General features: G+C 60.0%; 19 protein-coding genes and 1 pseudogene. 12 read left to right on the top strand and 8 right to left on the bottom strand.

Annotated features, from left to right (window positions below):
• Nucleotides 1-29: 29 nt before the first annotated feature.
• The 4 genes from AC4D1W_RS01425 to AC4D1W_RS01410 all read right to left on the bottom strand — a co-directional run bounded on the left by AC4D1W_RS01425 (nt 30) and on the right by AC4D1W_RS01410 (nt 3,178).
• Nucleotides 30-1,070, bottom strand: coding sequence for a DUF6731 family protein (locus tag AC4D1W_RS01425; protein WP_490897535.1), 1,041 nt, complete (start codon nt 1,068-1,070; stop codon nt 30-32).
• A 556-nt stretch (nt 1,071-1,626) separates the two neighbouring features.
• Nucleotides 1,627-1,950: an amino acid permease C-terminal domain-containing protein gene (locus tag AC4D1W_RS01420; protein WP_490897534.1), complete on the bottom strand. Its 324-nt coding sequence runs from the start codon at nt 1,948-1,950 to the stop codon at nt 1,627-1,629.
• 343 nt (nt 1,951-2,293) lie between these two features.
• Nucleotides 2,294-2,449 carry a hypothetical protein gene (locus AC4D1W_RS01415; RefSeq protein ID WP_490897533.1) on the bottom strand — a complete coding sequence of 52 codons (156 nt, stop codon included), beginning with the start codon at nt 2,447-2,449 and terminating at the stop codon, nt 2,294-2,296.
• Between the two features lie 240 nt (nt 2,450-2,689).
• Nucleotides 2,690-3,178, bottom strand: a complete 489-nt coding sequence (locus tag AC4D1W_RS01410; RefSeq protein ID WP_490897532.1) for an amino acid permease — start codon at nt 3,176-3,178, stop codon at nt 2,690-2,692.
• Nucleotides 3,179-3,428: 250 nt separating this feature from the next.
• Here AC4D1W_RS01410 and AC4D1W_RS01405 point away from each other — a divergent pair.
• From AC4D1W_RS01405 to AC4D1W_RS01390, 4 genes and pseudogenes are all read left to right on the top strand, one after another.
• Nucleotides 3,429-3,929: pseudogene (locus AC4D1W_RS01405) on the top strand (FAD-dependent monooxygenase).
• Nucleotides 3,930-3,988: 59 nt separating this feature from the next.
• Nucleotides 3,989-4,204 carry a hypothetical protein gene (locus AC4D1W_RS01400; protein WP_490897531.1) on the top strand — a complete coding sequence of 72 codons (216 nt, stop codon included), beginning with the start codon at nt 3,989-3,991 and terminating at the stop codon, nt 4,202-4,204.
• The gene (locus AC4D1W_RS01395; protein ID WP_490897530.1) at nt 4,201-4,326 is read left to right on the top strand and encodes an FAD-dependent monooxygenase; all 126 of its coding nucleotides are present in this window, start codon (nt 4,201-4,203) and stop codon (nt 4,324-4,326) included. Before AC4D1W_RS01400 ends, AC4D1W_RS01395 begins: the two co-directional genes overlap by 4 nt.
• 94 nt (nt 4,327-4,420) lie before the next feature.
• A complete protein-coding gene (locus tag AC4D1W_RS01390; RefSeq protein ID WP_490897873.1) occupies nt 4,421-4,681 on the top strand; it encodes an aromatic-ring hydroxylase C-terminal domain-containing protein in 261 nt (86 codons plus the stop codon).
• 78 nt (nt 4,682-4,759) lie between these two features.
• Here AC4D1W_RS01390 and AC4D1W_RS01385 read toward each other — a convergent pair whose 3' ends face one another.
• Both AC4D1W_RS01385 and AC4D1W_RS01380 read right to left on the bottom strand, forming a co-directional pair.
• Nucleotides 4,760-5,947, bottom strand: a complete 1,188-nt coding sequence (locus AC4D1W_RS01385) for an McrC family protein (protein ID WP_490897529.1) — start codon at nt 5,945-5,947, stop codon at nt 4,760-4,762.
• 3 nt (nt 5,948-5,950) lie between these two features.
• Nucleotides 5,951-8,116 (bottom strand): McrB family protein, encoded by a 2,166-nt coding sequence (locus AC4D1W_RS01380; protein ID WP_490897528.1) that lies wholly within the window; start codon nt 8,114-8,116, stop codon nt 5,951-5,953.
• A 1,246-nt stretch (nt 8,117-9,362) separates the two neighbouring features.
• Between AC4D1W_RS01380 and AC4D1W_RS01375 the strand changes: the two genes are divergently transcribed.
• The 5 genes from AC4D1W_RS01375 to AC4D1W_RS01355 all read left to right on the top strand — a co-directional run bounded on the left by AC4D1W_RS01375 (nt 9,363) and on the right by AC4D1W_RS01355 (nt 15,372).
• Entirely contained in the window at nt 9,363-9,980 is a 618-nt protein-coding gene (locus tag AC4D1W_RS01375; RefSeq protein ID WP_490897527.1) for a DNA methyltransferase family protein, read from the top strand.
• 74 nt (nt 9,981-10,054) lie between these two features.
• On the top strand, nt 10,055-11,590 hold the full coding sequence (locus tag AC4D1W_RS01370) for an Eco57I restriction-modification methylase domain-containing protein (protein WP_490897526.1): 1,536 nt from the start codon (nt 10,055-10,057) through the stop codon (nt 11,588-11,590).
• Nucleotides 11,591-11,601: 11 nt separating this feature from the next.
• Nucleotides 11,602-11,889, top strand: a complete 288-nt coding sequence (locus AC4D1W_RS01365) for a hypothetical protein (RefSeq protein ID WP_490897525.1) — start codon at nt 11,602-11,604, stop codon at nt 11,887-11,889.
• 118 nt (nt 11,890-12,007) lie between these two features.
• The gene (locus AC4D1W_RS01360) at nt 12,008-14,455 is read left to right on the top strand and encodes a DEAD/DEAH box helicase family protein (protein ID WP_490897524.1); all 2,448 of its coding nucleotides are present in this window, start codon (nt 12,008-12,010) and stop codon (nt 14,453-14,455) included.
• A 182-nt stretch (nt 14,456-14,637) separates the two neighbouring features.
• Nucleotides 14,638-15,372, top strand: a complete 735-nt coding sequence (locus AC4D1W_RS01355; protein ID WP_490897523.1) for an ATP-binding domain-containing protein — start codon at nt 14,638-14,640, stop codon at nt 15,370-15,372.
• A gap of 221 nt (nt 15,373-15,593) precedes the next feature.
• On the opposite strand, the gene AC4D1W_RS01350 is transcribed toward AC4D1W_RS01355, so the two are convergent.
• The gene (locus AC4D1W_RS01350; protein WP_490897522.1) at nt 15,594-17,411 is read right to left on the bottom strand and encodes a DUF3427 domain-containing protein; all 1,818 of its coding nucleotides are present in this window, start codon (nt 17,409-17,411) and stop codon (nt 15,594-15,596) included.
• Nucleotides 17,412-17,426: 15 nt separating this feature from the next.
• On the opposite strand from AC4D1W_RS01350, the gene AC4D1W_RS01345 reads away from it, so the two are divergent.
• The 3 genes from AC4D1W_RS01345 to AC4D1W_RS01335 all read left to right on the top strand — a co-directional run bounded on the left by AC4D1W_RS01345 (nt 17,427) and on the right by AC4D1W_RS01335 (nt 19,198).
• Entirely contained in the window at nt 17,427-17,687 is a 261-nt protein-coding gene (locus AC4D1W_RS01345; RefSeq protein WP_490897521.1) for a substrate-binding domain-containing protein, read from the top strand.
• 216 nt (nt 17,688-17,903) lie between these two features.
• Entirely contained in the window at nt 17,904-18,515 is a 612-nt protein-coding gene (locus tag AC4D1W_RS01340; protein ID WP_490897520.1) for an excalibur calcium-binding domain-containing protein, read from the top strand.
• A gap of 239 nt (nt 18,516-18,754) precedes the next feature.
• Entirely contained in the window at nt 18,755-19,198 is a 444-nt protein-coding gene (locus tag AC4D1W_RS01335) for a class F sortase (protein ID WP_490897519.1), read from the top strand.
• Between the two features lie 11 nt (nt 19,199-19,209).
• Here AC4D1W_RS01335 and AC4D1W_RS01330 read toward each other — a convergent pair whose 3' ends face one another.
• The gene (locus AC4D1W_RS01330) at nt 19,210-19,770 is read right to left on the bottom strand and encodes a hypothetical protein (RefSeq protein ID WP_490897518.1); all 561 of its coding nucleotides are present in this window, start codon (nt 19,768-19,770) and stop codon (nt 19,210-19,212) included.
• Nucleotides 19,771-19,823 lie beyond the last annotated feature (53 nt).

Below are 19,823 nucleotides of genomic sequence, written 5' to 3'. Positions count from 1 at the left end.
CCTTCACGATACGACCGATCACCCCCATTTTATAGCTCGTTGTTTTGATACTTTTGGATGGCGGACTGAAGCGCCAACATCACCGAGTCCTGAGTCGGCTGGTCCTCGACCAGGTCTACTCGCTCCTTCGTGGTCACCTTATTGAAGATGAAGTCGACGGGCCTACGATCGTATGAGCCGTCGGGCCGAGCGAACATCAGGGTCGCGTTTGCCTTCACATGCCGATCTGCTCGGAGGAATCGCTCGAGGTCGATCTTCAGCATTTCGGCTGAATAATCTTCGGGCGTAACGTGCCCGAAGCTCAGTGTTAGATCCACACTGAGCCCGGCAGCGACCTGCCCGGCTGCCCGTATGGCTGAGCCGATGTGCCCCTGTTCATCCAGGTCCTGAAGATCATCCGAGGTTCCTTGTACATGCACCTTGGCGACACCGGCGCACCGCCGCAGCTCTTCAAACCCATCTCGGTTCATTACGGGACGCAATGCAACGCGTAGATCCTGATCCTGCGGCCCGAGGATACCGTTCAGCCAATCTTCGATTCCGGACCACGATGCGGCGCCCGAGGTCCGCACGAACGCGGCGACATTTGTTGTGCCCGACGCCGCAGCATAAGCCGGTTCGAATACGCCGTTTACATCCGGGCCATCCTCTATTGAGGCGTAGGCGCCGGCCGCATTGCGTGTGTGCGGGCGATCAAGTGGCGATCGAGAGCGAGCAATGTAGATGTAATCGAGCGATGTTCGGCGGTCCCTGCCCGCATGACCCTCCAAAGTCGCACCGTAGTAAGGTACCGCCAGCTCTGCTGGCGCCATGGTGCCCACTTGTTGAACGAGGTATCTCCAGAAGCCCGGCTCCATCGTCGTATGGGTGTCGTGCTGATCCTTCCAGCAGACCTCCATGAAGTGCACGGTCTTCTTCGGCATACTTGAGTAACCCCCGGTCGGCGTGTGGTATGTGATCACCGCGTGAGCACACACGCCACAATACAGGGGAGTACAGGCCGATGCCGGCACCTCACGGGAAGGTTTCTGAATGTCGTATTCCTCATGAAAGACCACAGGCTGTGCCATCCAAGAACACGGGTTGAATATGGTGAATCAGGTCCTCGTCGCCCGCGAATGGTTCATTCTTCAGGGATTAGAGACCCGTCCGGCTCACTCCGCGCTCAGCCTGATCCGGGGTGAAGCCCTCGTAGATGAGTTGCTCAACCACCAGGGTGCGAAGAAGCCATGTGCTCGAGGTAGGTCGCAGCCGACTTGGCCACGTGCTCGTTCCAGTCACCTTCACCCGATCCACGCCCCAAGTCGCCTCCTCCACCGAGAATCCTTCTTAGATTGATGGGTCAATCAGCCCTGTGCGCGAGAAAGCCATGTGGTTGCGGTAAATCCCGGCGGACCGCAGCGCGTTCTGCTGGCTAACCGTCCACGCTTCGGCCTTTGCCTCAGCAGCAGCCTTGGCTTCTGCTTCTGCCTCGGCGGCTTCGGCAGCGGCAATAGCACAAGTTACGGCGGCGGATTGAGTCTACTCATCGCGCAGTTGTTACGCGTTCGAAGCGGGGTTGCCAGTCCCGGGTCGATTCATAGCCGCAAGCCCCGCCACAGTAGACCGTCCTCCCTGAGACCCGTGCTATCGGTCATCCTCATTCGGCGCAATTCCCGCTCCCCCGAGCCCGACGTCTGTCCGGCGCTGCTGCTCCGGCATCCCGGCGTTGTAGCCAGGACCACCGGTAACCATGATGCTGCGCTTCCGCGAGTACAGGAAGTACACCGCGATGCCGATCGCCATCCAGACGAAGAACCGGAGCCATTTGCCGCCGGTGGGGTTGAGCATGAAAAAGAAGCACAGGCCGATAGCCAGGATCGGCAGCACCGGCACGAACGGTACACGGAAGGACCGCTTCAGGTCGCGATGGGTACAACGCAGGATGATCACGCCGAGCGCCACCAGCATGAACGCGAACAACGTTCCGATTTGACCAGCTCCGCCAGCGTAGACAGCGGCACGAAGGTGGGGATGATCGCCATGATGCTTCCGGCCAGCAGCGTGAACCGGTAGGGCGTTCCGAACTTCGGATGCACGCACCCACCGCCGGCGGCAGCAGCCGGTCCCGACTCATCGCGAAGCCCACCCGGGTCCGTCCGAGCAGCAGGATCATGGCGACGACAACAAGACCGATACACGCACCAGTCGCCACCACGTTGCCCATCCAAGTAACGCCGACGGCGGTGAAGGCTGTCGCCAGCGGGGCGCCATCGACCGGGTCGATGTCGGTCTGGGCGGATCCCGGTGATGATTAGGGAAACTGCCATGTACAGCACTGTGACGAGGGCGAGGGAGCCGAGACTGCCAATCGGCTTGTCAGCTGCGGGTTGCGGGTTTCCTCCGCGGTGGTGGCGATGACGTCGAACCCGATGAACGCGAAGAACACCAGCGCCGCCGCCGCGAGCACGCCGCCCAGCCCCTACACGGTGGGCTCGAGCCGGAGAAGGGCGTCCACGAGCGGTACGTCGAGGACGCCGGCTTCGGAAGGGTGCGGTGCCCTCGCTCGGCGGTATGAAAGGCGACCAGTTGGCGACGTTGATGAAGAAGAGGCCGACGATGATCACCAGCACCACCACAGCCACCTTGATCGCCGTCACCACCTGGTTGATGCGGCTGGAGAGCTTGATGCCGGTTATGAGCACGATGGTCAGCCGAGGATGTGCAGCCCGGCCGGCAGGTTCATTACGCCGGTGTCCAAGGAAGCGATGGCGTCAGGTATGGCGAATGGAGTGCCTTCGAGCACGACGCCGAGGTACTGGCTGAAGGACGTTGCCAGAGCGGCCGCCCCAACCGTGAACTCCAGAACGAGGTCCCAGCCGATGATGAATGCCACCAACTCGCCAAGCGTCACAAACGAGAAGGTATAGGCGCTACCCGCCACGGGGCCGGTCGAGGCCAGTTCGGCGTAGCAAATCGCACTCAGCCCGGCCACAACACCGGCAATCAGGAAGGAAAGAGCGACGGCGGGACCCGCGTTCGCGCCGGCGGCTTGCCCTGTGAGCACGAAGATCCCGGCACCGATGCACACGCCGACGCCGAAGACGATGAGGTCGAGCGCGCCCAGGCTCTTTTTGAGCTGATGCCCCGGCTCCTCCGTGTCGCGAATGGACTGCTCGATGGACTTGGTGCGGAACACACTGATGGCCTGACCCCTTGCTCGGGGACTGTGACTGACTCACTTGCGTCTGGCTTGAGCACGATTCTATGCCCGTCGACGGGGCTTACAACTGGTGGGGCGAGGAACCGGACGTACGGTTCGGGTGAGTGCCGCCACCTACCTTCCATTTCCAATGTACCGCTGAGAAGGGGCTTGCGGCAAGGCCTCCCTCATGCCTCACACTGGCTCAGATGCGGTGCGCTAGAAGGCGAAGGCGAGGCGGGGTTGAATGGCTGACGTGATCATCGCCGGAGGCGGTCCGACTGGGATGATGCTAGCCGGTGAGCTCGCCTTAGGCGGCGTGGATGCGGCGATCGTCGAGCGCCGCCCAACACCGGAACTGGTCGGCTCGCGAGCGGGCGGCTTCCATTCGCGGACGATCGAGATCCTCGACCAACGCGGCATCGCCGACCGGTTCCTCGCCGAGGGCCAGCCCGTCCAGGCGGCCTTCTTCGGAACCACGATGCTGGACAAGAGCGACTTCCCTACCCGCCACCCGTACACGCTCGGCCTGTAGCAGAACCAAATTGAGCGGATCCTGGCCGGCTGGATCGAGGAGCTCGGTGTGCCTGTTCATCGCGGGCGGGAGGTTAACGATTTCGCTCAGGATGACGACGGCGTCGACGTCCATCTCTCCGACGGCGAGTCGATACGCGCGCTGTACCTGGTCGGCGCCGACGGTGGGCGAAGCGCTGCCCGCAAGGCGGCCGGCATCGAATTCCCCGGCTGAGATGCGACGAGGAGCAGCCTATCGCCGAAGTCGAGGTGACCGGCGAGACCCCTTAGGGAATGCGCCTCGACGAGGTGGGCGTCCACGGACTGCAACTGATGGAGGACGGACGAACCACGCGGGTGGTTGTGACCGAGAAACACCTCGGACCGGCGACCGAGCCCACCCTTGCTGACCTCTCCAAGGCTCTGACCGACATCTACAACACCGACTTCGGTGTGTCCACTCCCCGACCTGGATCTCACGGTTCACCGACGCAACCCGGCAAGCCGTGACCCACCGCAGCGGACGCGTGTTGCTGGCCGGCGACGCCGCGCACATCCACTCTCCGTCTGGTGGTCAAGGAATCGGACTCGGAATCCAGGACGCGGTGAACCTGGGTTGGAAGCTCTCGTAAGTGGTCAAGGGCATTGCGCCGGACAGCCTGCTGGACACCTATCATTCCGAGCGACACCCCGCCGGTGCCCGCGCTCTGAAGGCCCAGTGCGCGTATTCACGCTCCTGCACCATGCCCGTCCGGTGCTCCTCAACCTCGGTGCGCCAGGCAGTATCGATGCGGGTCCGCGGGCAGACCGTGTGCAGTCGTTAAATGCCACGTACGACGGCGACTGGAACCTTCCGGTGATCGGTCCAGTAAGCGCACCTTCGCAGTGCTGATCCGACCCGACGGCTATGTGGCGTGGACGGGAGACGGGACTACGACAGGGTTGGAGGACGCGCTCGTAAAGTGGTTCGATCCCTCGTCGAGCTAACGCTCCGACGGCTCCAGCGTCTCGACCACATCAGCGTAGTACCTGCACCACGCCGGCCCGAAAGCTGCGATATCGCAGCTAGATTCTGATGTCCGAGTAAGCGATGATCTTCCCAGCCAGGTTCTGGACCTGTCTGAGTAACTCTTCTGGCCTCGCTTCAAGATCCAATGCGTGGCTGTAGATGCGAATGTTCGCGCCATCAATCTCGTGCAAGAGCTCATCATTCTCGGCCTTGGCGTATACAAGATGCCCTGCTTTCATCTTGAACCTCGTGCAGTAGGCGAGCATCTGGTAAAGGTCAGCGTTCGGAAACTGCTTGCTTTTTTCAGCCTTGTACTTCGCGTCCAGAATTGCGAGAACCACGTCGTCCTTCCGCCACACAATGTCTGGGCGCAGGGCAACTTTGGCTCCGACATCCAGGTGTTTTCCCGTGTACTGCAGATCGATTCTTCCGTCGCTGGAGCTCATGGCTTCCCGAAGGGCCACCGAGACGAAGTCCTCGAAGATCTCCCACATGTCGAAGAGGAACGACCTGGCAATGATATTCCCGGAAGGTTGTTCCAAAGAAGCTCGACGGAGGATGATCTGGGCCAGGATGACGGCCGGGCGGTAATGCGCGTTCAAACGGCTGAAACTGATGTCGGGAAGCGCGGCCCGCTCTGCAATGGTTGCCACGCCATCGAATCTCATAAGCAGTTTCCGTAGCGACTGTCGTTCCATCTCGGTTAGACGCGGAATTGTAAGGAGAGTCCTGGCAGCCGATAACAGGAGGCGGTTCTCGGTCACGTCTACTGTGTAATCGTCGTACGTGATCTCAGCTGGAAGAGGCAGGCCAGCCCGGCGTCCAATCTGGGCCGGCAAATCAAGCCTGCCTCGAATCGTGGGACCAGATTCGTGCACAGTCCTATATCCCTGAAGCAGCCCCTGAAGAGTAGCCTTCTTCACATGCCGGATGAAAGAGCTGGCAATGCTATTGACTAGCTCTTTATCAGAGGAAAGTGCAACGTCGTCGTCGCGCCAGTGATTCGGTGCCCGCGAGTATCCCATCAGATAAAACAGACGCGATATGGGCATCTTGGGACGGATACTAAGTTCGTCCTCTCCAACGGATATCACCCCGACTTTCGACACCGCAGACACTGTCCACCGACCGTTTCCCTCAGGAAGGGCAGTAGCAATACCTAGTGCGTTGATCACCCGGCCCATCTCGTCCGGCAACGCCAACGTCTGGCTGGCGCCGCTCTCACGGAATTCGAACGTCGCCAATGACTATTCCGCCGCGCCCGGTGGCGTGCTGTCTCCGGTCGTATCCTTGGAGGCCCCGTTCTCTTCGACGAGACGCTCCGCACGTAGAGTACCGAGACGATATTGCTTCAGCACATCCTTTCCTTCGCCGTAGTGATGTTCTTCGAGCAGCGGCAAGATCTCCGATGACCAGATGCGGTCGAGCACGTCATGGGTGAGTTCGCCGCTCTTAGGCATCAAATATGAGGGTCCGATGCTGAACGCCGGATCCTTGATTTTCGCATTTAGTTGCTGGAGCAGCTCGGCAGGCTCCTGGCCGAGCTGGTTCTGCTGGTGCGCGTCTAGCCAGGCCGCAAGCACCCCCTTGACAGGTTCTTGCGCGGGGTGGAGCTCGCGAAAGGCGAACCGGCGCCGCATCGCGGCATCCATAAGGGCGATGGACCGGTCGGAAGTATTCATGGTGCCGATGATGAAGAGGTTGTCCGGGAGCTCGAACGGATCTGCGCTGTACTGAAGATTGATTTTCCGGTGCCTGTATTCCAGCAGAAAATAGAGCTCGCCGAAGATTTTAGCTAGGTTGCCGCGGTTGATCTCGTCGATGACGAGCACGAAGTTCCGGTGCTTGGCCTTATTCGCTTTGTCCACGATCCTCCGGAGTGGTCCGTCTTTGAGTTCATAGCTGAGCGTTCCATTGACCGTGACGGGGCGGTAGCCCTGGAAGAAGTCTTCGTATGCGTAGCTCGGATGGAACTGGACCAGCTCCGCCTCATCCCGAGCGATGTGTTCGGCGAGGGCAAGGGCGACAAACGTCTTGCCGGTGCCTGGCGGCCCAAACAGTATCATTTGCCGCTTGGACTCCAACAGGTTCAAGCAGTCCTGCAGCCATCCTTGTCCGATGAATACCCGGCCACTTAGGGCTTCGTCGGCCAGCGGGAATGGTATCCGCTCGTTTCCGGGTGCTGGTAGTGGCTCGGGAGACGCATCTCCGGCTACCGCGCTGACGTAACTCGGCCTAGGGCTCCCTTTCTTCCATAGCGGCTTATGCTCCTCGTCATAAAAATCGACGTGATTGCCGCTCTCCTGCTGCATGCGCAGGGCAATGCTCAACAGGTCACGGTCAACATCGCCGGTGGAGTCCGCGTCATGGCTGATGAACGCGTTGCGTATCAGGCCTTTGTCCTCGTCCGAAAAGCTATCCGTGAAAGTCTCCGGATGGACCATGTAGAGCAGGGCATTGCGTTGCGTTGGGAAATTGCGGCCTTCTACCCCGAAGACAAATGATTTCCAGGCCCAAGGATTCTCCAGCAGTTCCTGCTGAGTCTCCGCGGTAGCCTGCAAGTAAGCCTCGACCACCGAAACCACGACGACCATCGCTTGAAAGGTGTTGCTGTTCATAGCTTGGCCGGGCATAACAACACCGTTCTTCAGCCCGCTCAGCACTTGTTCAGGAATAACGACTGGTTCGTCCATAGTCTGCAGAATTGCCGAAATCCGTTCCCGTTTCTTGCCAAATCCGATGGCCCGCTCGACCGAGGGGAGCACCTGCCACGTAACGAGCTCGGCCATCAACTGGCGAGCCTCATCGGAGGCTTCCGCCAACTGCTGGCGTAGCTTTCCAACAAACGTCCCCTCTCCCATGTCAGGTGCGTCGATAAACCTCCTTCGGAGTTCCGAAATCGCTTCGACGGTCCAGACGTCTCGGTCTGGATCGAACACGGAAGTACCCTCCCGAAGGCCCCTTTGCACGAACAAGGCAGTCGTGGTTCGAAAAACATCCTCTGCGGGGTTCCGGGAAACGAGAACCGTACGGAGTTGTTCTGTGCGGTTAGCCTTTCGGGCTGCTGTCCGGGCGGCGCTCAGCTTCGCCACTTGCCCGGACAGCTCGTCGGCACTTGGATAAAGATCTAAGGCCTTCAATCCCTCGGGTGTAATGCGCCAGATTCCGTCGGTCTTTGTGATCCATCCCGCAGCTACCAGCCCGATGGAATCAAAGGACAAACTCGCAAATCCGCGGATGAGGTTGCTCGCGTTGACCGTAGTTTCGTCCGCGCTGAGCGGGACGCGTTTGACGGCGAGCTGAAAGACGCCGTCTGGCTCCTTCGTATTCGCAACTCCTTCAGGGTGCGCAGACAGAATCTCCAGAACAGCCCTGATGCGCTTGCGACGGTTAGGCCCGGTGCTCTCGGACATGGTCTATCGACATCCTCTACGGTTTTACGGATTTGGACGACTAGCCTTTTTAGCTACTCCACGACGTCCGGAAGGGAACGACTTGGGACGATCCTATTAGTCTCCGTCGAAACTGTGGCAGGTGCTGCTCGTCAGCCCCCCAAAATGGCTGCCCTTTATTCGCTCCGGCGAGCGCGACCAACCATCATCGACTACACAAGGGGCATGTAATCACCGATCTTCCGGCGCGAGCACTGACGGTGGCAGCGGTGCTTACACCTCAGTCTTCTCCGGCGTTTGAGGATCCGAGCTCGAACACGGTCATGTTGCGGCAGATTTCCTCCAGCCCGCCGAGCGCGACGATGCGCATGACACCTTTGTCGAGCCGTGGGGGTGTGTGGGGCTGTGCGAGTTGAGGAGTGGCGTGACGTTCTAGTCATGGGATTCGAGCTCTACGTCGTCGGGCGGGAACCTGGAGCTCAAATACCGGGGGTAAGGTGCTCCGTGCCGGGGAGGCCCTGTTGGGGCCGATAACCGCGCTGATTCAGCGCTGGCGGGACGGCCATCGCTTTGAACCGCCTTCATCCACCGTGAGGACAGGGAACGACGACGGCGGCCGTCGCTTGAGGGGATATCACCTTAGCTCTGCCGGGTGCCGCCGCTGTGCACCAGCACCATCCGAAGTTCTCTCGGCAGGAAGCCAAGTTCATCGAGCTGACGGATGATGAACGGCGTCGGGTCACCAAGAGCCATTACAAGTCGATACGTCCTCTTGCCTTCCCGACCGGTTCAAGCAGATGACGATCGAGAAGCTTGCGGATCTGTTGGCTGCGTACCGCCGCTAACCGGGGAACGCGGACGCCAGATCGGCAGCCATCACTTCTGCTTGTTGCGCAGCGATCATCAGCGTCGACGCTTCCCGAACGCCTCCCGATAGGGTGGGAGTCGGCCCGTTCGGGTCAGAGAGTGCGAGGGATGATTAGCATGGCTGAACCGTGGCTGTCCGCGGATGACATCGCAGCGCACCTCGGGATCACCACAGACACCGTCTACAATCGGATCGCTGAGGAGGCGATGCCTGACCACAAGGTCGCCGCCTCTGGAAGTCCCATGCCAGCGAGATCGATGACTGCGCGCAAACACGCGGTGTCGCAAGGGACCACAGGTCGCCAAGCGATCCAGCGGTGAATGTCGGTGGTCACTACTACTTTGGCAACGACGGGAACTGAGAGGGACGATGATGACGTTGAGAAATGCCCACCGGTTGGTGAAATCCAAGCAAAGAATCGCCGACCACGGCGAGGTATTCACCCCGAGCTGGATGGTCGAGGACATGCTCGACCTGGTGAAAGCTGAGTCCGAACGGATCGACTCTCGGTTTCTTGAGCCGGCGTGTGGCTCCGGTCACTTCCTCATCCCGGTGCTCGCCCGGAAACTTGCAACGGTTCAAGCCCGGCATGGGAAAAGCGAATTCGAGAAGCGCCACTACGCCTTGTTCGCACTCATGTGCACCTACGGCATCGAGCTGCTCGAGGACAATGCCGAAGAGTGCCGCGACAACCTCGCCGCCGTGTTCATCAGCTACCTCGGTATCGACGAGACTGACGAGTGGGCACGTGCCGCGCGAGCGGTCCTCGCTGTCAATATCGTTCGCGGCGATGCACTCACGATGACGGTGCCGAGCGGCGAGCCGATCACGTTCCCGGAGTGGGGGTACCTGGGTAGGGGAAAGTTCCAGCGACGCGACTTCCGCTTCGATGACCTCACTCAGCGCGCCTCCTACGAAGGCACTCTCTTCGGCGAACTTGACGACAATGAACTCTTCATCCCGGCCCGAACCTACCCGACGACGACTGTCAGTCAAATTGCCGAGGCTGCTGCATGACACTTGCACCATTCACCCTCCGTAACCACAACCCTGATGTCCTGACTTGCATCGCGAATCTCTCCAACGACGAGGTGTTCACCCCGCCGGAGTTCGCGAACCAGATGCTCGACAGCCTCGCAGCAGCGTGGAAAGAGACCAACCATGGTGCCGACATCTGGGCAGACCCGACCGTCACCTTCCTGGACCCATTCACAAAGTCCGGGGAATTTCTACGCGAAATCGTGCGTCGGCTCACGGACGGACTCGCCGTCAGGATCCCCGACCTGGACGAACGCGTTGACCACATTCTCACGAAACAGGTCTTCGGAATCGGGATCACTGAACTCACTGCGTTGCTGGCGCGCCGGAGCGTCTACTGCTCCAAGTTCGCCAACGGGCCGCACTCGATCGCAAGGTCCTTCACCACCGAAGAAGGCAACATCCGGTTCGAGCGCACCGAGCACACCTGGGGCGGCGGCCGACAAGAGTTTCGCATAGACCCGTTGAACAACGCCGAGGTTACCGTCTTCGCGAACCGCAAGTGCGTGTACTGCAGGGCTGGCGAAGAGGATTACGGGCGTGGCGATGACCTCGAAACCCACGCCTACGCGTTTACCCACACTGACGACATCAAAGCTCGCATCGCCGAGCTGTTCGGAGACAACATGCATTTCGACGTCATCATCGGCAACCCGCCCTACCAACTCAGTGATGGAGGCGGCTCTGGCTCTAGTGCTCGCCCCATCTACAATGATTTCGTTGAGCGAGGAAAGGAGTTAGACCCGCGGTTTCTGGTCATGATCATTCCGTCACGATGGTTCGCGGGAGGAAAGGGGCTCGATAGGTTTCGTTCTGACATGCTGGGGGATCGGCGCCTTAAACGGCTTGTAGATTTCCCAAACTCGCGGGAAGTTTTCGCTGGCGTTGATGTCGCTGGTGGCGTGTGCTACTTCATCTGGGACCGCAGTTGGAATGGTCAGTGCGTGGTCGAGACTGTGGTGGACGGCATCCCCGTCGCTGCCGAACGGCGTCTCGATGAACATGAAGTTTTTATTCGTGACAATCGTGTGCTGAGCGTGGTGGATCAGGTCAGGAAGGCTGGTGGTAGAGCGTTCTCCGACCTGGTTTCAAGCAGGCGTCCTTTTGGCCTCGATGCTTCTCTTCGCGCCTCAACCAACGGCGACCTAATACTGTATTCGAGTTCAGGTGACGGTCGAATTGATCGTATCGACGTTCCGAAGGGCACGGAGCTCATCGACCGATGGAAAGTCCTCGTTTCCAAAACCTCTAGTGAGCACGCCGGTCAGACTGACAAAAGCGGGATGAAGCGTGTGCTTTCGCGAATCGAGGTCATGCCGCCCGGCTCGGTAGCTACCGAGTCCTACTTGATCGTTGGCCCATTCGAAACGGAGCTAGAAGCAGTGAGCGCAGCGTCATACCTACGGACCCGCTTCGCACGCTTTATCGTTTCGTCAATTCTCATGACACAAAATATCACCCGCAGTATGTTCAGATTCCTCCCGGCACCGCAGTTTAATTGCAATTGGACGGACGAAGCGTTGTACCGTGAGTACAAGCTGACGTCTGACCAGATAGCGCTGATCGAGCGCACCATAAAGCACATCTAGGAGGTTTAGAAATGTCACAACTTGTGTATGGCACGCAGGGTCAAGTTAAGTTCCTGAGCGAGGCAGAGAAGCAAGAAGCATTCGAGTACCTGATTAACTCTCCAGACGTCGAGTTCCGCGACGAGCAGAACCAGGAGCAGGGCGCTTGGGGTCCGGAGAAGCGCATTCACTTCTACTCAAGGACGGATGTGCCCGAAGGGCTCGTCCGGAATTGGACAGCGGGCCGCGGTAGTCGACTCGTAGGCCGTATCAACTGTGCCGAGCTCTACGACGAAGTGCTTCCACGGCGGAATGTCTAAGGCTCCTGATCGGCTGCTGCCACCGAAATCCAGTGAACGGCTACGTATCTACGCGTGGTCGCCAAACGATCCGCCAGTTGGGTACGAAGGTCTACTGAAGGTAGGACAGACTACCAAAGTGAACGTGAACGCGCGCATCCGTGAGTCGCAGGGGCAGATGCAGCAGGCGTACACGCTGCACGTTGACGAGCTGGCGGAACTCAGCGACGGTTTCGTGTTCCGTGATTCCGATGTGCGACAGCGGCTGATTGACAAAGGCTTCGAGAACCCGGTCTTAGGCTCCGCCCGTGAGTGGGTGCGTTGCACTCCAGCAGATGTGCTAACCGCGATAGCCGAACTGCGTCAGGGGGTCAGGCTCAGCGGCACCCATCACGAAACGTTTCCGATGCGCCCTGAGCAGGCGGGTGCGGTAGCGAAGACACAAGCCTACTTTGAGTCGATCTGGGCTGAAGACTCGACGACCGTGCCAAGGTTCTTGTGGAACGCGAAGATGCGGTTCGGAAAGACCTTCGCGTCGTATCAGCTTGCGAAGCGCTTGGGTGCTAAGCGTGTGCTCGTGGTGACCTTCAAGCCCGCGGTAGAGGATGCTTGGCAGACTGATCTGGAGTCTCACGCTGATTTTGACGGGTGGCAGTACTTCTCATCAGCCGCGGGTGGCAGCCCACAGGAAGCGAACAAGACCAAGCCGCTTGTGTACTTCGGGTCATTTCAGGACCTGCTTGGGCGTGACCGCAAAACCGGGCTTATCAAGTCGAAGAACGAGTGGATACACACGACGAACTGGGACTTAGTGGTCTTCGACGAGTACCACTTCGGCGCCTGGCGCGAGTCAGCCAGAGAGCTGTTCGAGGGCGAGGACGAAAAGGTCAAGCAGAAGGAGATCGCGGCCGAATACCATGACGGTCTCGTGACATTCGACGAAGAACTCGATGAACTAGGCAACGCCGAGGAGGACTTCCTCCCGATCACCACCCGCGCGTACCTGTACCTGTCTGGCACGCCTTTTAAGGCTTTGGCGACCGGTGAGTTCATCGAGGAGCAAATCTTCAACTGGACCTATACCGACGAGCAGCGCGCCAAAGCCGAGTACGCCGCCGCACACACGGACGTCTGGAACCCGTACGGGTCGTTGCCGCAGATGCGCCTGTTCACCTACCAGATGCCTGACGAACTGATCGCGGTCGCGAGCCAGGGCGAATTCGACGAGTTCGACCTCAACGCCTTCTTCGAGGCGAAGGGCACAGGGAGAAACGCCGAGTTCGTTCACAAGTCTGACGTGCAGAAGTGGCTCGACATTATCCGTGGCGCATACTTACCGACGCAAGTCGACGCGATGAGGATGGGCACCCGTCCACCGTTCCCATACTCCGACACGCGGCTGCTGCCATACTTGCAGCACTCGTTCTGGTTTCTGCCGAGCGTGGCCGCAGCTGAAGCGATGGCGAATCTGTTCACCGAAAGACAAAACACGTTCTGGCACGACTACCAAATTCTCGTAGTCGCTGGCACCAGAGCCGGTATCGGCCTAGACGCGCTTCCGCCGGTCCGGCAGGCGATCGGCAACGGTCATGACACCAAGACCATTACCCTCTCCTGCGGCAAGCTCACCACCGGAGTCACAGTCAAGCAGTGGTCGTCGATCCTGATGCTGCGCAACCTGAACTCGCCTGAGACCTACTTTCAGGCCGCGTTCCGGGTCCAGTCCCCTTGGGCCATCAAGAACCCCAACGGCGACGACCCGGCTGCAGAGGCCGTTCTGAAGCCTGTGTGCTTCGTTTTCGACTTCGCGCCCACACGTGCGCTACGTCAGATAGCCGACTACGGGGTGGGACTTTCGCCCGAGACTCCAAACCCGGAACAGTCCGTCGAAGAGTTGGTGAAGTTCCTGCCCGTTCTGGCCTATGACGGATCAAACATGACTCAGGTCGACGCTGGCGGCATCCTCGACATCGCCATGTCGGGCACCTCCGCGACGTTGCTGGCTCGCAAGTGGGAGTCGGTGATCCTCGTCAACGTCGACAACGACACGCTCCGCAAGATCATGAACAACCCAGATGCGCTCAATGCGGTCATGAACATCGAAGGGTTCCGCGCGCTCGGGGCGTCGGTCTTTGAGACGGTCGTCAACAAGAGCGATGCCGTGAAGAAGGCCAAAAAGGAGAGGGGCGAGGACGCCGCCCCGGCTGAGATGAAGCAACTCACGGCCGAGGAGAAGGAGTACAAGTCAAAGCGAAAGCAGATTCAGGAAAAACTAGTCAAGTTCGCCACTCGGATTCCGGCCTTCATGTACCTAACCGACTACCGCGAGAACACCCTCCAAGACGTCATCACTAAGCTCGAACCCGGCCTGTTCCGCGCCGTCACCGGCCTGACCGTGGAGGACTTTCACCTCTTGGTCAACCTCGGTGTCTTCAACGCAACGCACATGAACCAGGCGGTCTTCGCGTTCCGCCGCTATGAGGACTCGTCGCTGTCCTACACAGGCATAGAGTCTCACAAGGGACTGCGACACTACGGCCTCTACGACACTGTGGTTGCTAGGGAAGGGGGAAGCTTTGTTGACTGACTTACCTCTGGCGAGCTCCTTCTCTACATGCGTGATGATGGAATGCTTGCGATCGAGTTTTGCCTCGATCGCAAGACGGTTTGGGTTATGAGGGCTCAACTCGTTTGAGCTGTTTCAGTCGTCGAAAGCCAATATCAGCGAGCACATCGGTGAAGATGAAAACGTCCCAATGCCAGTGTTCGATGGGTGGGACGCCCCCGCGTTACGATCTCCGCGCGGACCTCGGACAAGCCGAGCGCATCTCCGACAGCGCCAAGATCAGGGCCGAGGTCGCCAACGGCGAGATCGGAATGGCCATATGGTGGGCCAGCAAAAAGGGTCTTAAGATTGAGTTATCTACTCAACCCGGCCTGCACTTCCTCTTCTGGGAATCCGATCTCAACGGCGACAACGAACGCGGTATCGAAGAACTCAAACTGGCCTATGGCATCACGGTTCATAAGTCTCAGGGATCACAGTTCGGCACCACCTTGGTCGTCATACCGGATCCCTGTCCACTTCTCTCCCCAGAGCTGCTCTACACCGCTATAACTCGTCACCAAGAAAGGTGTGTGCTATTTGTACGAGGCGACCCCATCCACCTCCGGTGGGTTGCCGGGCCACTCCAGTCCGAGACCGGGCGACGACTAACCCGATCGTTCCGACCACCATCGCCCTTTGAAGCGGCTGATGGACGACTGCGCGACGGTTCCCATGCCCATCGCACCGCAAATGGGGAGCTCGTCATCTCAAAATTGGAGGTGGTCGTCGCTAACACCTTACGATCCCTTGGCGTGGAGTATCTGTACGAGCAGCCCCTCGTGATGCCAAACGGCACCCGCCGCTTACCAGACTTCACAATCGACCATCCGGGGAGGCCAACGGCCTACTGGGAGCACCTGGGCATGTTGGATAAGCACGGCTATCGCGCCGACTGAGAGTCGTAGAAGCATTGGTACGCCGACCACGGGATCGCGCCTTGGACCGAGGGCGGAGACCCCAACGGAACTCTCGTCTGGTCCACGGAGGGTCATCGGTCTCCCGGCATCGACTCGACGGAGATCGAGCGGCCGGCCCGCGACGTGTTGACGTGACGAGAAGTGCAAAACGCACTTTGGAGCGGGTGTCATGTCCGCCCGGATGACAAAGGTAGATGAATCTATCGCGCCACCGCTGACGCTGTCGCATAAATATCCGCTGGCATCGCGCGGTGCAGCTTCCAGGTGAAGCCGATCGGCTTCTCCCCAGAATGCTGGACGTAGTCAACCTGTCCCAGACATGTGTACGGCACGGTCAGGCCGCTCTCGTCCTCCGCAGTGCCGCGGGTGAAGATCAGCACCTGAGACCCCCGCGACTTGTGGTTGAGATAGCGCTGCCCAACGGGACTAGTCGGTGTCGTCGTGTTCTGTGACTCCCAGTGGAAGAGGTCAGGACCGATGGCGTAGTCCTGGTACATGGTTGTCGCCGAATGGTTCTGCTCGTCCTTATTGAGGGTCACGAAGAAGGCATCAGTCGACGTCGCTGGACACCAAGCAACGCCTTCGCGGTGCTGCACGTTCTTGCCAAGCTCAAGGGATCCGTATTCCAGTGCGGCTAAAACCTCCTCGCGACGGTACGTCGCATGGGATAAGAGAGGAATATGTTGCAGCCCGGCGCCGAGGCTCCTTGCGGCGTGTCTTGAATTAGCGACACCTAGAGCTACGAGTTGGCGGATCTCCTCGCATACAGAAGGGAACCGGCGCAGATGGTCCAGGCCGTCGTCGTACGTTTGGAAACCGCCGCCGTCGCTCCACAACGTATAGAAAAGCATCCGGGCGAACGTCTTCTCGCGTGGCCCGAGGTCTTCGTACCGCGGAGTGTCTTGGCGGACGAGCATTGTGTAGGTGTCGGCTCGTTCGGGGTCGTCCACGTGAAGCAGCCGCACCATTCGCAGCAGAAGCTGATTCTCGTCCTTCAGATCCGCCAGACCCCCCGCGATTGCGTCTTCCCCCGGCGACATGCCCGTGATTAGGCCAGCCTGACGCAGGTACCCGGTCCAGGAGTCCTTCGTCGTGCGGTAGATGGTCTTCAGGTCATTGCCAGATCGCTCGAGGTACTCGGCTAGTACCGTTTCGCCATAGGAGGCGATGTCACGTACGAGTTGCGCACGGTTGAACCGCAGCTGAGCCCGGATGTTCTCCAGCACGACTCGCTGCGCCACACGGTCGAGAACGATCTGGGAACCAGAAGGCAGGAACGGGAAGTCGTCGTCCACCGCTTTCTCCAGCTGCTTCCGACCGAATCCCGTGAGCGCTCGATACCGCAGGTCGAAGCGGAACTCGCGGCGCTGCTGCCCGATGAAGTCCAGCACCGTGAGGACCGATTTCTCCTCAGCGCGCCGCAGCCCGCGGCCAAGCTGCTGGAGGAAGATCGTTGCGCTCTGGGTTGGGCGGAGCATGAGAATCGTGTCTACTTCGGGGAGGTCAAGGCCTTCATTGAACAAGTCAACGGTGAAGATGCAGTTGATCTGGCGGTCCCGCAGCTGTGTGAGCGCAAGCGCGCGTTCGTCGTCGTCCGTTCCACCATGCAGGGCTATCGACGCAATGCCTGCACGGTTGAAAACCTCGGCCATGTAACGGGCGTGCTGAACGGAGACGCAGAAACCGAGGGCACGCATCTGACCGGTTCCGGTGATTTTGTCCCTGAGTTCGCGGATGACCTTGGCTGCGCGGGCGTCGTTGCCGGTGTAGAGGCGGTCGAGCTGGGCTAGGTCGTAATTCCCACGCCGCCACTCCACCTGGCTGAGGTCGACGTCGTCGGATACACCGAAGTAGTGAAACGGCACCAGGAGGTCGGCGTCGAGGGCGTCCCAGAGTCGGAGTTCGCTCGCCGTGCGACCGTCGAAGAACTGGTCGGCGACGTTGACACCGTCACCTCGCTCAGGTGTCGCCGTGAGGCCGAGTAGCTGCTGCGGTGTGAGGTGGTCCAGAACGAGCATGCGGCTACCGGGTTTGTGAGCGGCCTGCGGCACGCGGGGATCGAGATTCCGCGCGACTTGTCCGTGTTGTCGGTGGGATCGTCCGCCGAGATGGCAGCGATGGCAGACCCGGAGCTGACGGTTCTGTCCTCCCCCAGCGTCGAGCTGGGCCGGATGGGTGTGGAGGCGCTGATCGACCAGTTGGAGGGCCGGGCGTCGGAACTGCGGCAGGAATTGGTGATGTGCACGCTGGAGGGCGGGGAGTCGACGGGGCCGGTGCCTGCGGTTTCCCGCTAGTCAGCACGCATAGTCCCGTTCCGGCACCGGCTTCACGTTGTCACATAGTTGTTCGTTCACGTGAATATCCAAGTTCGGTGTTATAAAGGATCCGGCATAAGCCACTGAGTGCGCCAGACATCCTGGGCGCGGGGGGACTAATTTTTCAGGGCTTCCCCATGCCCTCTCAGAACCGGCGCGAGTAGATCAACGCACGAGAAAAATTATGGGGCATAAATGAAGAAGAGCATTTCGCTGCTGGCTGTTGCCGCGGCAGTAGGACTTTCAGCGCTGACGGCAAGCCCGGCTAGCGCTCTGAGCTTTGAAAACTGCACTGAAGCCAAGGCCGCAGGCTATTACAACATCCCGGCTAGTTCACCCCTTTACCGCATCGATCTTGATGGCAACAGCGACGGCGTCGCTTGCGAGGACTCCAGCAAGCCCATCGGCACGGTACCCGCGCCAGCACCGGCTCCTGCCCCCGAAGCGGCACCAGCTCCCGTAGCGGTCGGCCCGGCAAACAGCGCCTTCGACAACTGCGCTGATGCGGCAGCAGCAGGACAGTTCAACATCCCGATTGGAACGCCAGGCTACGGCGCGCACCTCGACAGCGACAAAGACGGTATCGCCTGTGAGCAGTCCGGTGAATCGGTAACATCAGCACCGGAAACTCAGCCTGTTCCCAACTCCCCAGTAGCCCAGATCCCTCTGATGCCGGTAGGCGGAGCTGACACTGGCGTCACACAGCAGACCAACAACGGCGCGGAATTCCTTGCACTTGGTGGCCTGCTTGCCGCTGCTACAGCAGGAACCGTCCTCGTGGCCCGCCGTCAGGGCGGCCAGGCATAGTTCCGGATTGATCGGAAACGACACCCCGGATGACTAGCTCAACCAACGACCGCCGCAGAAGTTTCTTTGCTTCTGCGGCGGTCGCCCTGCTACTTCTCACTGGCTGCGCCGCCAGCCCTTCGGTACAGAACGCAGCCTTTCTTGGGTCTGCAGAACAACAGATAAAAACTGCTGCGCCAGAGCCCACCTCAAGTGAGGCTTCACCGACGTCAGTACCGACGGAGGTCATGGCGGCTTCCGTGCCTATCTCCATTCGCATCCCGTCCACCGGAACCGACTCCGAACTCCTTACTCTGGGACTACGCGACAACGGGACCTTGGAAGTACCGCCGGACGGCCCGGGGGCACCTGCCTCCTGGTTCAATGGCTCTCCCTCCCCCGGCGAGCTTGGCCCAGCGGTCCTCCTCGGGCATGTCAACGCGACCGGCGGCGGACCGGGGGTGTTCGCCGACCTTCGTGCACTCGGGCCTGGTGATCTGATCGAGGTCAGCCGCGAAGACGGTGCCACAGCCGTGTTCGCATTCGACCGCGGTGAGCAGTACCCAAAGGATGCATTCCCAACCCAGATGGTCTATGGCAACACGGAAGGGTCTCAGCTTCGTCTCATCACGTGCGACGGATACGACCCGGCGACGGGCGAGTTCGACGACAACTACATCGTCTACGCGAAGCTCGTCTCCTAGAAGCCAGTAAGTCAGCCTTCAACCATCGCGCTAACCCATTCGGGCGTACTGCGGCCCAGACGGCGGTCAAGAACAACCCGGAGTCGCGCGGCTTCCACTTTTGCCCGCTGTTCTGACTCCTTCAGAGGCGCAGCTTCCTGTGCTCGGGCACCGTGTGACTGAGCCGGAATTTCCCACTCGAGTTCGTCCCGCCAGGCGGCGTCCAGGAGCAGGATTTCCTCCTTCGTCAGCCACTCCGGCTCACTAAGCACCCGGATCATGGCTATCCCGGCTGCGCGCCGAACGCCGTCGTTCGAGAAGGCGGAGTCGAGTGCCCACTGGACGCATTGCCACCACTGGGCTTTCTGGTCGGCCAGTGCTCTCTGCTCGAGTTCCGACCGGTCGGCTTGTGCCTCCTGTTCGAGCACCCGCTGCGAGTGGCGCAGGCTCCTCCACCCGATCACACCGGTGATCACCGCAGCCAGGAGGGCAACGAACGGACCCAGTGCTCCAACAATCTCCCACCACTCCGCTCCCCCAGTGGAGTCCACAATCACTCGCGCAGGTTCGGGAAGCAGCTGGATCCGGGTCATGCTCTCATCCTAGGGAGCACCGTCCCATGATCGAACAGGCGCGCTCCCTCGAT

The organism is Arthrobacter sp. TJ-170, assembly GCF_058269305.1.
Note: the sequence above shows the minus strand (reverse complement) of the source record. Positions and strands in the feature narration are given on the sequence as shown.